We start from the raw sequence: 16,259 nt of genomic DNA, 5'->3' as shown, positions 1-16,259 counted from the left end.
TCAATAATGAAGGTTATATGAACCCAATAGAAAGTGAAGACTTAGACACATTAAAAAATTACTATAGAGAATTAACGAGTAATAGCCTAAATGATTTTGAGCTATCTGAATATAACCTATCCAGAAATGATAAATTAGAAATAGTGGCTAATTTTAATTATCTGGGGAACGCAAAGGAGATTTTTGAACATAAGAAACATCGCGATAAAATATATCCTATTGGTACTGTGTGGATAAACGACTCTAAAATAATTCTTAAAAGCCCATTACTTAATAATAGTGTTGCTACCTTTTCAGGAGTGAATTGTTTAAAGTACAACTTATCTAACATAAAAATGCAAGAATGTACTTTGGAAGAGAATTGTTCTATCGAATCTATAACCATCGAAAACAATATTCCAGAAGATGCATATGTTCTCATAGAATGGATATGTAATATGAACTTAAGTCCATATCACTGGCCAAATGGAACATCTGTAGAAGAAGTCAGAAGTAATTCTATTACATATAGAGGAAATGGACACGCGCTTACCCTTAAAAGCAATCAAAACTTTGGTGGCGGTAGTAATAAATGCTGTCATATAAAAGTCCAAAATTATAATATTTACTTTGGTGAATCAAAAATAGATGGTCTAGACGTAAAACACCAAACTGGCTTTATTATGTACGAGGGGGTTCCACCTGAAGAAATGAGGGATAAAATCAGAGATGCTATTTCATTTCTGACTGGTAATAATTTACTTTACTTAGGTTACAAAGAAATAAGCTCCAACATGCAAACTTTACGTGCTGAGCATAAAAGCCCAAACACCATGGGTGGACTATTTAGAAAATACCAGCAACCAATACCATTTAGACTAATGGAACCAGACTCTAAATATTATTTTGCAAATAGCAACACAATCAATAACATTGTAAATAACTTTGTCGATAACTATGATAAATATGATCTTAAGCATATTTCATGGTTGTATTGGCATGCAGCAATAGCACCTGCACATTTAAGAGCAGTATGTTTTGGAGCTGTATTAGAATACACTCAAAAAAAATATATTGAGGTAAATCCTGTCTTATTTAAAAGCAAATTATTAGATAAAAAAACATGGAAAAAAATATCGAACCCGCTATTAAATGTTATTAATTCTGCTGAAGATATTAGTGAAGAAGAGAAATCAGTCCTAAATAATAAAATTGGAAGCCTCAATATAACTCCGCAATCAATTTTAACTAAAAGATTCTTTTCTTCAATTGGCCTTAACCTGGGCGATAAAGAAGAATCAGCCTACTCAAGGAGAAATGACGCTGCACACGGAAATAGGACACCCAATGATGATTATATTGGATTAATAAGAGAAAGTAAGATATTACATATACTTTGTAATCGAGTGTTAATTAAAATCCTAATGTTATCAGATGGCTATATTGATTTTTATTCAATAAATCACCCTTTTAGAGAAATATCGGACTACATTGAAGACTAACTATTCTCTTATGTATTCTCATGATAAATCATACATTGACCACTGTGTTTATATACAGTTAAATATCCCTTTCTTTGTTGGGGATCGCACATGGCAGTACGCAAGCTTACAACCGGTCATTGGATTTGTGAATGCTACCCTGCCGGCCGCTCTGGCCGCAGGGTACGTAAGCAGTTCGCAACTAAAGGGGAAGCTCTGGCCTTTGAACGCCATATAATGGATGAAGCGGATAACAAGCCATGGCTTGGCGAGAAAGTTGATCGTCGTAGCCTGGAAGATATCGCTAAGCTTTGGTACAACCTACATGGTCAGGCACTCACCGCAGGCTCTAAGACATATAAGAAAATTTGTCTAATGGTTGAAGCTTTAGGTAACCCCCCCGCCACTACTTTCACCGCTAAAGACTTTGCCCACTATCGAGATAAACGTTTAAACGGGGAAATCTACTTTTCTGAACGTTGGCGTCAAGGAGCTGACCCCACTACGGTGAACCTGGAACAAAGTCATTTGAGTGGGATGTTTAGCGAGTTAATTCGTTTGGGTGAATGGAAACAACCTAACCCACTTGAGACACTGCGAAAATTCGCAACTGCTGAAAAAGAAATGTCATGGCTCACACACGAGCAAATCAACATATTGCTTGATGCTTGCAGTAAAGGAAGACCGGACTTGCCCCTGGTAGTCAAAATTTGTTTAAGCACTGGCTCACGCTGGCGTGAGGCGGAGAAACTGACCCGATCGCAAGTTACCCCACACAAAATCACTTTTGTCCGAACTAAGAGCAAGAAAAACCGAAGCGTACCGATCAGCAAAGAACTTTATGAGGAAATCGTTGCTCAAGAAGGTGACCGATTTTTCAGTGAGTGCTACTTTCGATTTATGGCAGCTATCGACTCAACAGATATTGTTTTACCGCGTGGCCAATTGACACATGTTCTTCGCCATACCTTTGCTGCGCATTTTATGATGTCCGGTGGCAACATACTTGTTTTGCAGAGAATCCTTGGACACTCTGATATTCAAATGACAATGCGCTATGCTCACTTCGCCCCTGAACATCTTGAAACCGCTTTGCACTTCAACCCTTTAGCCACGATGAAAACTGGCGACAAAGTGGCGATAAAGGAAGGCAATAGTCCTGATTAGTCACCCCTTGCCACATAACCAACATCATGAAAAACATGTAATTTATTGATTTTAAAGACCCGGTGACATTACCGGGTTTTTTCTTTTCTGCTTGTAAAACCTCCGTTCCCCCCTTGTAAACCCATTGACACTCTCCCCGCCAAAATGGTTGTATAACACAACCAAATCACCAAAAGCTTTTTATCATGACCGATAACACACTTCTTATAGAAAACATCCGTACCGCTTCACGGCTGATGGTTCGTGAACTGGGGTTTATGAACCCGACGCTTGCCGCTACGGAATATTCCGCGTCGGCGGTGCATACGTTGCTTGAAGCTGAAAGGCTGGGCGCGGTGACGGCGGCGCAGCTGGTGAATGAACTCGGGCTGGAGAAGTCGAGCGTAAGCCGGATGCTCGGCAAACTTATCAAGGCCGGTGAACTCACCGAGGTAGTTTCTGTGGATGACGCGCGGGTGAAGCACCTTCAGCTTACCGAACAGGGCAAAGCCAGCGTCGTGAAGATTAATGCGTATGGCAAAATGCGCGTCGCAGATGCGCTGGCTCATCTTGATACTGCAAAGCAGAAAGCCGTCGCTGAAGGGATTTCTGCCTACGCCCGCGCACTGAAATCATGCCGTGACGGTTCACAGGCAAATCCGCAAAATCCTGTGATCATCAGCTCCGGTTATCAGCCGGGTATGATCGGGCGTATTTCAGAGATGCACGCCCGTTTCTATTCGCGTCATGCCAACTTTGGCAGTTTTTTTGAAAGCAAAGTGGCGGCGGGGTTAGCGGAATTCACCGGTCGCCTCGGTCATGAAAACAACCGAATCTGGCTCGCGGTTCAGAACGGAAAAATAGTCGGTTCTGTCGCCATCGACGGGCAGGATTTAGGCAATAACGAAGCACATTTGCGCTGGTTTATTCTTGATGATGGCTGCCGGGGAGGCGGTATTGGCAGAAAACTGCTCAGCGAAGCGGTTAATTTCTGCGATCAGCAAAAATTCTCAGCCACTCAGCTCTGGACTTTCAGCGGGCTGGATGCCGCGCGCCGTTTGTATGAATCGTTTGGTTTTACCCTGACGAAAGAATGGGATGGCGACCAGTGGGGAAGCCGCGTCATGGAGCAACAATTCACCCGCACCACGGGCTGAAAAAGTGTCACGCCGCCGCAGTGATTTCCGGTGGCGTGACATTGGCGTTACCCGTTTCGCTAATTTTCAATCACCCGCAACAACGTTCCGTCGATATCAATCAGCGCACCCATTTTTAATCCCCACGGCTGCATTTCAGGCAGATGAATGCATGGCCGCATATTCCTGTCCTGCCCTATTCCGGCAGCAATAAATTCATCAAAAATGGCATCGGCATCATCCACGCGCAGGCAGCAGCTGAACCAGCTGGTGAGCGGGTCGAGATCGACGTGCAGGAAGAATTCCAGCGTAATACCGCCGCGGCTCATGATGAGCCAGCTGTCGTCGATATAGCCGGTAGTAAAGCCTATGCTGCTGTAAAAGCGTTGAGTCTCTGTGAAATCCCGGGAAGGAAGATTGGGTGTGGCGTGATCAGTCATTGGCGGCTCTCAGTCGTCGGATACGAACTTCACGTGCCGGAATAATGCCTGAACGAAAACTCAGGGGAAAGTACGGGGAATAACATTTTGTGAGGAAAGTCATCTCCCGCCTTGCAGCGGGAGATTCAGACACGAGAGACGCAAATGCCCTTAACTTTCAGGGCAGCGTCGGCTTATCAGAACTGATAAACCAGGCCTACGGCCACAACGTCGTCGGTATTGATGCCAGCATCGCGGGTCAGGCGGGTGTCATCCATCAGATTAATTTTGTAATCCACGTAGGTCAGCATGTTTTTGTTGAAGAAGTAAGACGCGCCAACATCAACATATTTGGTCAGGTTCTGGTTGCTGTAACCCGGGATATTACGTGCGTGAGACTGCACGTAGGCAACAGACGGACGCAAACCGAAATCGAACTGGTACTGTGCCACGGCTTCGAAGTTTTGCGCTTTGTCGGCATAACCGTAAGCGGTGCTGCCTGCTTTACCGAAGCGGTTTGCGTTGTAGCTTTGGGTGTACATCGCCGCCAGGTAGATATTGTTGGCATCGTATTTCAGGCCGCCGCTGTACGCGGTCGCCTTGTCGCCGTTACCAATGATTGCCGGGTTGTTGCGGCCGTTCTGCTCGTTGGTACGGTCAGAAGCCATCATTGCGGCTGCTGCGCTGAAACCTTCGCCCAGGTCATAAGACAGGGACATGCCATAACCGTCGCCGTTTTGAGCTAATACGTCACGACCGTTGTTAGATTCGGTAGCGCTGCCGTTTTTGCCCTGATACTGAACCGCGACATCCAGACCTTCGACTGCGCCGAAGAAGTCTTTGTTACGGTAAGTCAGCACGCCGTTTGCACGCTGGAACATGAAGTTGTCTGCGCCGTAAGTGTCGCCGCCGAATTCTGGCAGAACGTCGGTCCAGGCTGCCACGTCATACATCACGCCGTAGTTGCGGCCGTAGTCCAGTGAACCCCACTGGCCAAATTTCAGACCTGCAAAACCTACACGGGTGAAGTTGTTATTATCAGCGCTTTCAGCAGAGTTCAGGGCTGCCTGATATTCCCACTCGCCGTAACCGGTCAGTTCGTTATTAATCTGTGTTTCGCCACGGAAACCCAGACGCATATAAGACTGGTCGCCATCGGTACTGTTATCTTTGGAGAAATAATGCAGACCGTCCACTTTACCGAACAGGTCGAGTTTGTTGCCGTCTTTATTATAGATTTCAGCAGCGCCGGCAGTGCCAGCCATCATCAGAGCGGGAATGACCAGAGAAAGTACGCGTAATTTCATCATCAATATCCTTGATTATTTATAAGCCGTCTAAAATGCCATCCGGCAAGTGTTATTATCCGGTTACCGTGAAGTTATATTTTCCCTTCTTATGGCCCGGAATTGACGTGCGTAAAATTAAACGATGAGAACTTTGGTTGCAACCTGTAAATATTTGAAATAAGTTTCGTTTGGAAATCGTTTATATAAATGCCACGCATCACTAAGAGACATATTCATTTAAAAACAATCCATTACGTGAAGATAATAGCGAAGTGAAATTATAGTAAATTACAGAAACTATTCAGCATCGTAGTAAAAATATTCTCATCCGGCGACGTGAGTGCGAAATTTTTGCCGGCAGATTAAAGATATTCTGTGTAAGGTTTTGTATATTCCAGCGAAACGCTTCACTTTCAGGTTAATAAAAAACCACCAGAGCGGTGGCTTTTTGAACATCCATTCCGTGCGGGAATTTACATAATTCGTTCGAGGTGCTGATCCTTACCGCCTAAACGTCCGTCAGTCTGATTCCACTCTTTTTCATACGCCTGATAGGCAAATACAAATGCCTGATGCCCGTCTTCAAATATCTGATCAGGACGTTTATGCCAGCCGGAATACGCGTCATAACGCAATATTTCAAAACCGTCTTCCGCCGGATGAATAAGGTAGGTGTAATGCTCACAAAACTCCGGCGCATAGGGAATATCTTCCCCGGCTTCGAGCGTGATAAACAGACCGCCAAGACGTAATTTAATCATTGATATCCTTTTTCATGATCCACAATGGAGTGGTTTGCGTTGCCGTCACATAGGCCGTCTCAGCGACCTGATGCATGCGCTGACGCTGATAAAATCCGATAGCCGGGAGATTACTTTGCAAAACCGTCAGCCACAAGCACGATTGTCCGTTTTCACGGGCGGCGGTTTCTACGGCGTCAAATAACATCGCGCCCAGCCCGCGTGCCCGGCTTTGGGGTTTGAAATACAGCTTACACAACTTCGCCCCGTGCCCTTCCGCGCCCTCAAGAGGCTGATTGAAATGCACTTTTGCAAAACCGACCGCGTCGCCCTGTTCCTGTAACACCAGCCAGCGGTGATCCGGGCTCTCAAGCGTGTTTTCCATTTCTTCGTTACTGAAGTCATCGGCCAGAAACTGTTCCAGCTCGTCACTATTTTGCCACAGGTCGCCAAAATAGTGGCGATAGGTCTCACGGCCCAGCGTTTGCAGTTCGCGCTGGTCGGCCAGCGTGGCCTGACGAATGTCCATTTTGCTGCTCTCCTGTCTGATTTTTACTACAATGTTCAGGCCAAAGTGGATTGGCAATTAAGATTATTTTTATAGGAGTCATTCAAATGACGCAAAATATTTACGATGATCCGGCCTTTTTTGAAGGCTACGCGCAACTCGGGCGATCGCAGTTCGGGCTGGAAGGAGCGCCGGAATGGCCTTCACTCAAAGCCATGCTGCCTGATATGCAGGGCGCACGCATCATCGATCTGGGGTGTGGCTACGGCTGGTTCTGCCGTGCCGCGCGTGATGCCGGTGCCGCAGAAGTTACAGGGCTCGACGTTTCAGAGAAAATGCTCGAAAAAGCCCGGTCGATGACTTGCGACGATGCGATTCATTATGCCCGTCGGGATCTTGAAAGCCTGACACTGCCGGAAGCCGCTTTTGAACTGGCATACAGCTCGCTCACGCTTCATTACATCGACGCCCTGCCCGCGCTTGTGCAAACGGTGTTTCACGCGCTCAAACCGGGCGGCAGTTTTGTCTTCTCAGCTGAGCACCCGATCTATACCGCGCCTTCAAGCCCCGCGTGGATGATCAATGAAAGCGGGCAAAAAACCTGGCCGGTCGATGGTTATCAGCATGAAGGCAAGCGTGTCACAAACTGGTTTGCCGAAGGCGTGGTCAAGCAGCACCGCACGCTGGGGACCTACATCCGCCTGCTCACTGATGCGGGTTTCGTTATCCGCGGGCTTAATGAGTGGGGTCCGTCAGCGGAACAAATTGCCGCACAACCCGCGCTGGCCGAAGAGGCTGAACGACCGATGCTGTTCCTGATGTCCGTCCAAAAACCTCGCTAATCGTCTTCTCAGACACTTTTTCTTTCATTTTTTCAGTCAGGCAATTGCGCCGGGAGGCTCGTCCTCCCGCCTGCTTAAGGCTTCCTTAAGTTCTTCTCTTTACACTCTATTTCATCGCGAAACTATACCGCCGTTCAACGAGTGCGGATATTCAGACGATACCCCCTTTACCTCACAGGCAGCACAAACTAACGTGGCATCCACGTTTTTTGCCTGTTGTCAGTGGGTTACCGGAAATTTGTGATCACTATTTTGGCCTGTTTATTTGGCCTGTCTGGCCTGTACATACGAGGGTAGTTTTATGGAGCAGCTGAATCATCTGGTGTTTTTATGGATCAACGCGACGCCCGCTTCGCCGCACGCGCTGATCAGTCTGGCGGCTTTTCTGGCCAATGACCTGATTCTCATCGTCCCGCTTCTGATTGTCGGGCTCTGGCTTTGGGGTCAGCGCGACCAGATCGGCCAGCAACGTGAACTGGTCAGTAAAACCACCATTGCGCTGCTCTTTGCGATGACGACGGCCAAAACGCTCTCGATGCTTTTCCCTCACGCGCGCCCTTTCGTTGAAGGTTTTGGTTATAACTTCCTGCATCACGCGCCGGATGATTCTTTCCCGAGCGACCACGGCACGGCGATTTTCACTTTCGCGCTGTCATTCCTGTTCTGGCACCGCATCTGGTCCGGCGCGCTGCTGATGGTGACAGCCATCGCCATCGCCTGGTCACGTATTTATTTAGGCATTCACTGGCCGCTGGATATGCTGGGCGGATTACTGGTTGGCATGCTCGGTTGCCTGTTCGCCCAGCTGGTGTGGAACCTGTTTGGTGAGCAGATTAACGCGATGATGTGCAAAGTGTACCGTTTTGGATTCGCCTTCCCGATCAGGAAAGGCTGGGTGCAGAACTGATTTTCCGGCCGTTCAGGCATAAAAAAGCGAGGCTTTATTGGCCTCGCTTTTTTTGTGTCAGATTTCAGGGGATAAGCCGCAGTTACTTGCCGAAAATGCTGCCAAACAGGCCGCTGATTTTCATCATCACGAAGTCCCAGATACGGCCAAAGAAGCCCGCTTCCTTCACTTCCTGCAACGCCACCAGCGGACGCTGTTCAATAACTTTGCCGTCCAGGCTGAAATCCACGGTTCCCACAACCTGATTCTTCGCCAGCGGCGCTTCAAGCTGCTTATTGGTCAGCGTGAAGCTGGCTTTCAGGTTTTTCAGCTGGCCTTTCGGCATCGTCAGTGAGGCATTTTCAGCCACACCCAGCGGAACCATTTTTTCATCACCAAACCAGACCCGCTGGCTGGTGAATGCATCGCCGGCTTTAATTGGCGTCAGCGTTTCAAAGAAACGGAAACCCCAGGTCAGCAGACTTTCGCTCTCGCTGAAACGGATACGGTCGCTCGGCGCGCCCATGACTACCGCAATCAAACGCATACCGGTAGAGTCGCTGGCGGAAGAGACCAGGTTATACCCCGCGCCGGACGTGAAGCCGGTTTTGATGCCGTCCACATTCAGATTCGAACTCCACAACAGGCGGTTACGGTTAATCTGTTTAATGTGGTTGAAGGTGAATTCTTTCTCTTTATGCAGCGCATATTCGTCCGGCGTATCGCGGATCAGCGCCTGCGACAGCAGCGCCATATCCGTTGCCGACGTGTATTGCCCGTCCGCATCCAGCCCGTGAACGGTTTTAAAATGCGTATTTTGCAGTTTCAGCTGTTCGCCGTAGCGGTTCATCAGATTCACGAAGGAATCCTGGCTACCCGCCACAAAATCTGCCAGCGCGATACTCGCGTCGTTACCCGACTGGATGACGATCCCTTTATTCAGCTCGGAAACCGGCACGCGGTCACCGGGTTTGAGGAACATCAGGGACGATCCGCGCAGCACCGGATTGCCGGTTGCCCAGGCATCGTTACCGACAGAAACCAGATCGTCGGATTTGATTTTGCCGGATTTAATGGCCTGGCCGACCACGTAGCTGACCATGATTTTACTCAGGCTGGCCGGGTCGAGGCGCGCGTCAGGATTCGATTCAGTCAGGATCTTCCCGCTGTTGTAATCCATTAGCACCCAGGATTTGGCATTAATCTGTGGTGCGACGGGGCCGTTGTCCGCCTGAGCGGCAGGAAGCGCCAGCAGCATTACTCCACCGCCCAGCGCGTAAATGAAAGTCCGTTTGAATTGGGAAGAAATTGTCATAGGTATCAGCGCTTTTGTCCGGGTAACTGAAATTTATCTTATCTTTCAAACAGATTGTACAACTCTGTCTGACGTAAAACCTACTGCGTTCTGGGTCTGGAATAAACCTAAATAGTGTAAAGATCTTAAGAATAGTAGAATTTTCCACTGCTTGCGCTGATTCAACCGGCGATAAAAACAGCAGTCAGCACTTGACCAATTCATTCATGTACGTCAGTTTGGGGTGCAGATTCATATAAAATATCTATAACAATAAACGGCTTAATCGCAACGGCGCTTCAACGACGATGAACGAACCGCAGGGGCAGAAATGGGACTGGTAATTAAGGCGCTGATCGGAGCGCTGGTCGTGATTTTAATCGGGGTGCTGTCCAAAACCCGAAACTATTATATCGCCGGGCTGGTCCCGCTCTTTCCTACGTTCGCCTTAATTGCTCACTACATCGTGGGCACGGAACGCAGCATTGAGGCACTGCGAACCACGATTGTCTTCGGCTTGTGGGCCGTCATTCCTTATATGGTGTACCTGATTTCACTCTATTTTTTCATCGGCTCGATGAAACTGCCTTACGCCCTGTTCTGCGCCGTCGTTTGCTGGTCGCTGGCGGCGTGGCTGCTGATTAGCCTGTGGACGCGTTTTCACGCCTGACTTTTTATAACTGGGCAGTATTCAAATCGAAATCACGGATAAAGGCCTCGTTTTCACGCACCAGTTCGTCACGGATAAAATCGACAAACTGACCGAGCGCCGCCGAACGCCTTTTACCGGCAGGTGATTGCAACTGCAACGTCCGCTGGCTCAGTTGTTCAATGTTCACCGGTTTGACCCGCAAATTATCGCGCCGGGCTTTATACATAATGGAAAAGTGGCTGCACGCGACAATCGCCCCCGGCGTCTGCACCATGAAATCGTAAAGCGTCGAAAAACGGTTACAGCTGACTGCGGGTTCCAGAAAAATTCCGCTCATCCGGCACGACAAATCAAACAGCTGGCGGATGGTGCTGCCCTGCTCGTTCATCGCCAGCGGGTACGGATGCAAATCTGTCAGCAGCACGTCCTTATCGGCCAGCGGATGATCCGGGCGCATCACCATGCGTACCGGCGCAGGGAAAGACGCCATGATGTCCACGCCGCGCTCCGCCACCAGACTGAACTGTAACGCGAGTTCCACTTCTCCGTTGTGGATCATTTCCGACACTTCCACCGCCGTGCCGACGTTGAGATAAAACATCACGCCCGGGTTTATCTTGCGAAACCGCGAGAACAGCTGCGGCAGTAAATCAAACGCCAGCCCGTCAGTGCAGGCCATGCGGATCACGGTTCGCCTCACGGCGTTCAGCCCCTGAATTTCCGCAATCGCGTGCTCCATTTCCATCATGCTTTTACGCACATGGTTTTCCAGAATCTGCCCGGCATCGTTGAGCACCATCCCGCGCGCATGACGTTCAAACAGCGGCGCGCCGATGCGTTCTTCCAGACGCTGGATCTGACGGCTGATGGCCGATACCGCCACAAATAATTGCTTACTCGCCGCGCTCAGGGAGCCGGTATTGGCCACCGCCAGAAAATAGCGAATCTCCGTACTTTGCATGACCGTATTGCCTCATAACTGTGCAGATAAGCATTACAATAAAAGCAACGCTAACTTGCAATTATTATTATTGTGGCAACGCTGACGTAGCGCTTAGAGTGAAACTGCTAAAAAAACCAACAATAAAATCACAAACACAACAAAAGCAGGATCCTCATGACAGCGGAAAATATCGTTGAACAGGCGTTAGCCTGGTTCGATCAGGGTGAATACCGGCGCACGCTGGCGCGCAGGGTGGCGATTGCCTCCGAAAGCCAGAGTAATCAGCGGGACGCCGAACTGGCGCGTTATCTCGATGAAGAGATTAAACCGGCACTCGCGGCGATGGGTTTCAGCCTGCTGAGCGTCGAAAATGCGTATGCCGCTAACCGACCGTTTTTGATCGCCACCCGCATTGAAGACGATGCGTTGCCCACAATCCTGAGTTACGGCCACGGCGACGTAGTGTTCGGCGACGATGAAAACTGGCGCAGCGACTTATCGCCGTGGGAACTGAAAGAAGACGGCGACCGCTGGTACGGACGTGGCAGCGCCGACAACAAAGGCCAGCACAGCATTAACATTGCCGCGCTGGAACAAATCTACCAGGCCCGCAGCGGGAGCCTCGGTTTTAACTGCAAACTGCTGTTCGAAATGGGTGAAGAAATCAGCTCACCGGGGCTGGCCGAACTTTGCCGTGAATATCAGGAACAGCTTAGCGCCGATATTTTCCTCGCCTCCGACGGCCCGCGCCTGAGCGCCGTGCGCCCGACGCTGTTCCTCGGTTCACGCGGTGCGGTGAATTTCCGTCTCACCATCAATGCCCGCGACAACGCCTATCACTCCGGAAACTGGGGCGGCCTGCTGACCAATCCGGGGACGCAGCTGGCAAACGCGCTGGCCTGTCTGGTGAATCAGCACGGCCAGTTGCAGGTTTCTGCGCTGAAACCGCCTGCGGTCAGTGACGCGATCCGTGAAATTCTCAGCGATGTGGACGTCGGCGATGGCAAAAACGATCCGAAGATTGACCTGAACTGGGGCGAGGAAGGTCTCACGCCTGCCGAGCGTCTCTATGCGTGGAATACGCTGGAAGTGCTGTCGTTCCTGACCGGCAATCCGCAGCGCCCGATGAACGCCATTCCCGGCTCCGCGACGGCGGTGTGTCAGCTGCGTTTTGTCGTCGGCACCGACTGGCAGAATCTTGCAGAGCACGTCCGTGCGCACCTGGATGCACACGGTTTCCCGCAGGTTGAGGTGGAATTTATGCGTGGCTCACCGGCCACCCGCTTCGACCCGACCGATCCTCTGGTGGACTGGGCGCTGAATATCATGCAAATAACAACCGGTAAAAAGCCGGCATTGCTGCCGAATCTCGGCGGTTCACTGCCTAACGATGTCTTCGCCGATATTCTCGGTTTACCGACGTTATGGGTGCCGCACTCTTATCCGGCCTGCGGTCAGCACGGCGTGAATGAACACATGCTGATCCCCGTTGCGCGCGAAGGGCTGGCGATCATGACCCATCTGCTTTGGGATCTCGGTGAAAACGGTGCGTCCGTTCTGGCCCGTCACCACGCCCATACAGGAGGTGTGCAATGAGCCAGTTAAGCGCCAGTTCCGCTTCCGTCAGCACCACGGCTGAGAAACCGAGCCTGTTGAAAACCCTTTTTGCGACCTGTATCGGGAACGCGCTGGAGTGGTTTGATATCGCCATTTACGGCTTTTTCGCCAGCTACATTGCGCATGCCTATTTCCCGACGTCCGACCCGACCGTTTCACTGTTGCTGGCGTTCGGCAGCTTCGGGGTTTCATTCCTGATCCGGCCACTCGGCGCAATCGTTCTCGGTGCGTATGCCGACAAACACGGACGTAAAGCGTCGCTGCTGATGTCCATCAGCCTGATGATGATTGGCGGCTTAATCATTGTGCTCACACCGTCCTACGCCACTATAGGCATGGCCGCTCCGCTGCTGATCCTCGCGGCACGCCTGATTCAGGGCTTCTCGGCGGGTGGTGAGTTCGGCAGCTCAACGGCGTTTCTGGTTGAACATTTCCCCGAACGCAAAGCGTTTATCGCCAGCTGGCAGTTCGCCACGCAAGGTGCAAGTACCTTGCTGGCCTCGGCATTTGGCCTGGGGTTGTCTGCCATTCTGAGTGAAACGCAGTTGCAGGACTGGGGATGGCGCATTCCGTTTATTTTCGGTCTGCTGATTGGCCCGGTCGGTTTGTATATCCGCCGCCATATCAAAGAATCGGAAAGCTTCAGTAAAGCCGAGAAAACCGCGTCGCCGCTGAAAGAAATCGTGCGCTCGCAAAAAGGCCTGTTCTTTACGGCTATCGGCCTGATGGTGGTTTCCACCGCCATCAACTACATGCTGAACTATGTACCGACGTACGCCACAAAAACGTTGCATTTGCCTGCTTCCGCGGGCTTTAGCGCCACGTTATCGGCGGGGATTATCCTGACCGTCGTTACGCCGGTGATGGGGCTGTGGGCGGAGAAAATCGGTCGTCTGCCGCTGATGTGGGGCTCGCTTATCCTGCTGTTGCTGACCATTTATCCGGCCTTCTGGCTGATGCTGCAATACACATCGGCGCTGTCCTTACTGCTGCTGATAAGCTGGCTGGCGTTGCTGAAATCGGTGTATTTCTCCACAGTGCCGTCGATGATGGCGGATTTGTTCCCGATCACCACCCGCGCCAGCGGCATGGCGATCAGCTACAACGTGGCGGTCACCGTGTTCGGCGGCTTTGCGCCGTTCATCTGTACGCTGCTGATTTCCGCCACCGGCAGCAGCCTGGCGCCAGGTTACTACCTGATGATGGTCGCCCTGCTCAGCGTCTGGGCACTGTTTAAAGCGCAGAAAACACAGCGCTGATTTTCCGTAATCCCATTCAGCGGCGGGGAAACCTGTCGCTGAGTGTTACGCTTAACCCTTCGCAAAACCCCTTCACCTGCCCTATAGTCATTGCCATTGTGCTGGCTAACGTTCTGTTTATTTACCCTTTTCAAATGAGGAGTTCTGAATGATCACCCTGTGGGGCCGCGATAACTCAACGAATGTGAAAAAAGTCCTGTGGTTACTGGATGAACTGAAACTGCCTTTTCAGCAAATTAACGCCGGGGGCGCTTATGGTAAAAATCATGAGCCACTTTATCTGTCACTCAATCCGAACGGACTGGTGCCTTGCCTGCAGGATGATGATTTTGTCTTATGGGAATCGAATGCCATTTTGCGTTATCTCGCCGAACGCGCAGGCAATGAAGCATTCTGGCCTTCTGATCTGCGGGCTCGCGCAAGCGCGGATAAATGGCTGGACTGGACCGCAAACACCCTGACCATTCCTTTCCGTCAGGTCTTTCTGACGCTGGTTCGCGTTCCCGAACCCGAGCGTGATATGAATCTGGTGGCGACAGGCATGGAGGCATTTGAAAAACACTGGGCGATTGTCGACAAGGTGCTGGCGCAGCAGGCATGGTTATCTGGCGAACATTTCGGGCTCGGGGACATCCCGCTGGCGATCTACGCCTACGCCTGGTACGGGCTGAATATTGAACGTCAGGCCCATCCGAATGTAGAGCGCTGGTATAAGCAAATCACCCAGCGCCCGGATTTCCAGAAACGCGTGATGATCCCGCTAACGTAGACTTAAACATAAAAGGCGTGCCGCAACGACACGCCTTTTTTAGCATCCGGCAGTTACTGGCCCGGCGACACCTTCAGCAGTTTCCCGTCACTTTCATCCGTCAGCACATAAACAAAACCGTCCGGCCCGACCTGTACTTCGCGAATACGCTCATTGCGGTCGCTTAGCAGACGTTCTTCATGGGTAATTTTTTCGCCGTCTACGGTCAGACGGATCAGCGATTTCCCGGCCAGCGCGCCCGCAAACAGCGAGTTTTTCCACTGCGGGAATTTCTGCGCGTTATAAAATGCCATGCCGCTCAGCGCCGGAGAAATTGCCCAGTAATAAATCGGATCTTCAGCGCCCGCCAGCGTGGTGCCTTTCGCTTCCGGGATAGGCTGCCCGGAATAGTTAATCCCAAACGTCGCCAGCGGCCAGCCGTAATTTTTTCCCGCTTTCAGCAGGTTCACCTCGTCCCCGCCGCGCGGCCCGTGCTCCGTTTCCCATAACGCACCGCTCCACGGATTCACCGCCAGCCCCTGCGGATTGCGGTTGCCGTAAGTCCAGATCTCCGGCTTCGCGTTTTTGTCACCTGCAAACGGATTATCCTGCGGAATGCCACCTTCCGGCGTCAGACGCAAAATCTTGCCTTGCAGCTGATTCAGGTGCTGAGCGTTGAGGCGCTGATTATTATCCCCGACTGACAGGAAAATATTGCCCTGCGCATCGAAAGCCATGCGCCCGCCCAGATTAATGCCGCTTTCCAGCGCCGGTTGCTGCACAAAAATCACTTTAAAATCCGTCAGACTTTGCTTGTCTGCCGACAACGTGCCATAGCCGAGCGCCGCGTGAGGCTCGCCCTTTTCACCCGGCTGCGCGAAAGAGAGATAAACCCGGCGGTTGTTCGCAAAATCCGGCGACAGGCGCACATCCCACAGCCCCGCCTGCCCGCTGACCCACACGCGCGGCACGCCTTTGAGCGGCGCGGAAAGTGCCTGGTCTGGCTGCCACAGACGCAGCTGGCCGCTGCGCTCAGTAATCAGCGCCCCTTGCGACTGCGGCAGAAATGCCAGCGACCACGGGTGATCCAGACCTTTCGCCAGTTCGGTGACCTCCGCGCGGGCAATCGCAAAGGGAACCGGCGATTTCGGTGCGGCAAATGCGTTCTCCGCCAGAAGTGAAGTTGAGAAAACGAATAAAGCGGCAGCGCGGAAAGAATATGACATCAGGCTTCTCCCGGAGACATTGATCAGCGTTGAATGTTCAGTTTAGGCCATGTACCTGATTTTGCTCAGCGCCACTCAGCGTTCTATAACCAAC

Annotated in this window: 16 protein-coding genes; 9 read left to right on the top strand and 7 right to left on the bottom strand. The window is 50.9% G+C overall.

The features are described 5' to 3' along the window. Nucleotides 1-17: 17 nt before the first annotated feature. The 3 genes from M2403_RS18060 (at nucleotide 18) to M2403_RS18050 (ending at nucleotide 3,763) form a co-directional block, all read left to right on the top strand. Complete coding sequence (locus M2403_RS18060; RefSeq protein ID WP_259230365.1) at nucleotides 18-1,481, top strand: hypothetical protein; 1,464 nt, start codon at nucleotides 18-20, stop codon at nucleotides 1,479-1,481. 90 nt (nucleotides 1,482-1,571) lie between these two features. Then, a complete protein-coding gene (locus M2403_RS18055) occupies nucleotides 1,572-2,627 on the top strand; it encodes a tyrosine-type recombinase/integrase (RefSeq protein WP_259230364.1) in 1,056 nt (351 codons plus the stop codon). A 185-nt stretch (nucleotides 2,628-2,812) separates the two neighbouring features. Beyond that, on the top strand, nucleotides 2,813-3,763 hold the full coding sequence (locus M2403_RS18050) for a helix-turn-helix domain-containing GNAT family N-acetyltransferase (RefSeq protein ID WP_152326952.1): 951 nt from the start codon (nucleotides 2,813-2,815) through the stop codon (nucleotides 3,761-3,763). 59 nt (nucleotides 3,764-3,822) lie between these two features. On the opposite strand, the gene M2403_RS18045 is transcribed toward M2403_RS18050, so the two are convergent. From M2403_RS18045 to M2403_RS18030, 4 genes are all read right to left on the bottom strand, one after another. Then, nucleotides 3,823-4,182, bottom strand: coding sequence for a bleomycin resistance protein (locus tag M2403_RS18045; protein WP_152326951.1), 360 nt, complete (start codon nucleotides 4,180-4,182; stop codon nucleotides 3,823-3,825). A 176-nt stretch (nucleotides 4,183-4,358) separates the two neighbouring features. Next, the gene (gene ompC, locus M2403_RS18040) at nucleotides 4,359-5,468 is read right to left on the bottom strand and encodes a porin OmpC (protein ID WP_152327190.1); all 1,110 of its coding nucleotides are present in this window, start codon (nucleotides 5,466-5,468) and stop codon (nucleotides 4,359-4,361) included. 455 nt (nucleotides 5,469-5,923) lie between these two features. Continuing rightward, entirely contained in the window at nucleotides 5,924-6,211 is a 288-nt protein-coding gene (locus tag M2403_RS18035; protein ID WP_259230362.1) for a hypothetical protein, read from the bottom strand. Beyond that, nucleotides 6,204-6,719: a GNAT family N-acetyltransferase gene (locus M2403_RS18030; protein ID WP_152326949.1), complete on the bottom strand. Its 516-nt coding sequence runs from the start codon at nucleotides 6,717-6,719 to the stop codon at nucleotides 6,204-6,206. Before M2403_RS18030 ends, M2403_RS18035 begins: the two co-directional genes overlap by 8 nt. Nucleotides 6,720-6,805: 86 nt before the next feature. Between M2403_RS18030 and M2403_RS18025 the strand changes: the two genes are divergently transcribed. Further along, on the top strand, nucleotides 6,806-7,540 hold the full coding sequence (locus M2403_RS18025) for a bifunctional 2-polyprenyl-6-hydroxyphenol methylase/3-demethylubiquinol 3-O-methyltransferase UbiG (protein ID WP_259230359.1): 735 nt from the start codon (nucleotides 6,806-6,808) through the stop codon (nucleotides 7,538-7,540). A gap of 301 nt (nucleotides 7,541-7,841) precedes the next feature. Next, on the top strand, nucleotides 7,842-8,447 hold the full coding sequence (ybjG, locus tag M2403_RS18020) for an undecaprenyl-diphosphate phosphatase (RefSeq protein WP_152326947.1): 606 nt from the start codon (nucleotides 7,842-7,844) through the stop codon (nucleotides 8,445-8,447). Between the two features lie 82 nt (nucleotides 8,448-8,529). Here the strand turns inward: ybjG and M2403_RS18015 are convergent, their stop codons facing one another. Beyond that, on the bottom strand, nucleotides 8,530-9,741 hold the full coding sequence (locus tag M2403_RS18015) for a serine hydrolase (RefSeq protein ID WP_152326946.1): 1,212 nt from the start codon (nucleotides 9,739-9,741) through the stop codon (nucleotides 8,530-8,532). Nucleotides 9,742-10,051: 310 nt separating this feature from the next. Here M2403_RS18015 and M2403_RS18010 point away from each other — a divergent pair, with 310 nt between their 5' ends. Further along, nucleotides 10,052-10,390, top strand: a complete 339-nt coding sequence (locus M2403_RS18010; protein ID WP_165057904.1) for a GlpM family protein — start codon at nucleotides 10,052-10,054, stop codon at nucleotides 10,388-10,390. 4 nt (nucleotides 10,391-10,394) lie between these two features. Here the strand turns inward: M2403_RS18010 and M2403_RS18005 are convergent, their stop codons facing one another. Then, the gene (locus M2403_RS18005; RefSeq protein ID WP_152326944.1) at nucleotides 10,395-11,333 is read right to left on the bottom strand and encodes a LysR family transcriptional regulator; all 939 of its coding nucleotides are present in this window, start codon (nucleotides 11,331-11,333) and stop codon (nucleotides 10,395-10,397) included. 156 nt (nucleotides 11,334-11,489) lie between these two features. On the opposite strand from M2403_RS18005, the gene M2403_RS18000 reads away from it, so the two are divergent. The 3 genes from M2403_RS18000 to M2403_RS17990 all read left to right on the top strand — a co-directional run bounded on the left by M2403_RS18000 (nucleotide 11,490) and on the right by M2403_RS17990 (nucleotide 14,960). Continuing rightward, a complete protein-coding gene (locus M2403_RS18000) occupies nucleotides 11,490-12,911 on the top strand; it encodes a M20 family metallopeptidase (protein WP_259230357.1) in 1,422 nt (473 codons plus the stop codon). Continuing rightward, complete coding sequence (locus tag M2403_RS17995) at nucleotides 12,908-14,191, top strand: MFS transporter (RefSeq protein ID WP_152326942.1); 1,284 nt, start codon at nucleotides 12,908-12,910, stop codon at nucleotides 14,189-14,191. Before M2403_RS18000 ends, M2403_RS17995 begins: the two co-directional genes overlap by 4 nt. 148 nt (nucleotides 14,192-14,339) lie before the next feature. Further along, the gene (locus M2403_RS17990) at nucleotides 14,340-14,960 is read left to right on the top strand and encodes a glutathione S-transferase family protein (RefSeq protein WP_152326941.1); all 621 of its coding nucleotides are present in this window, start codon (nucleotides 14,340-14,342) and stop codon (nucleotides 14,958-14,960) included. 53 nt (nucleotides 14,961-15,013) lie between these two features. On the opposite strand, the gene M2403_RS17985 is transcribed toward M2403_RS17990, so the two are convergent. After that, the gene (locus M2403_RS17985) at nucleotides 15,014-16,165 is read right to left on the bottom strand and encodes a PQQ-dependent sugar dehydrogenase (RefSeq protein ID WP_259230356.1); all 1,152 of its coding nucleotides are present in this window, start codon (nucleotides 16,163-16,165) and stop codon (nucleotides 15,014-15,016) included. Nucleotides 16,166-16,259: the final 94 nt, after the last annotated feature.

Source organism: Rahnella sp. BIGb0603, assembly GCF_024808755.1.
Lineage (GTDB): Bacteria > Pseudomonadota > Gammaproteobacteria > Enterobacterales > Enterobacteriaceae > Rahnella > Rahnella contaminans.
This window is presented reverse-complemented; position numbering and strand designations above follow the sequence as displayed.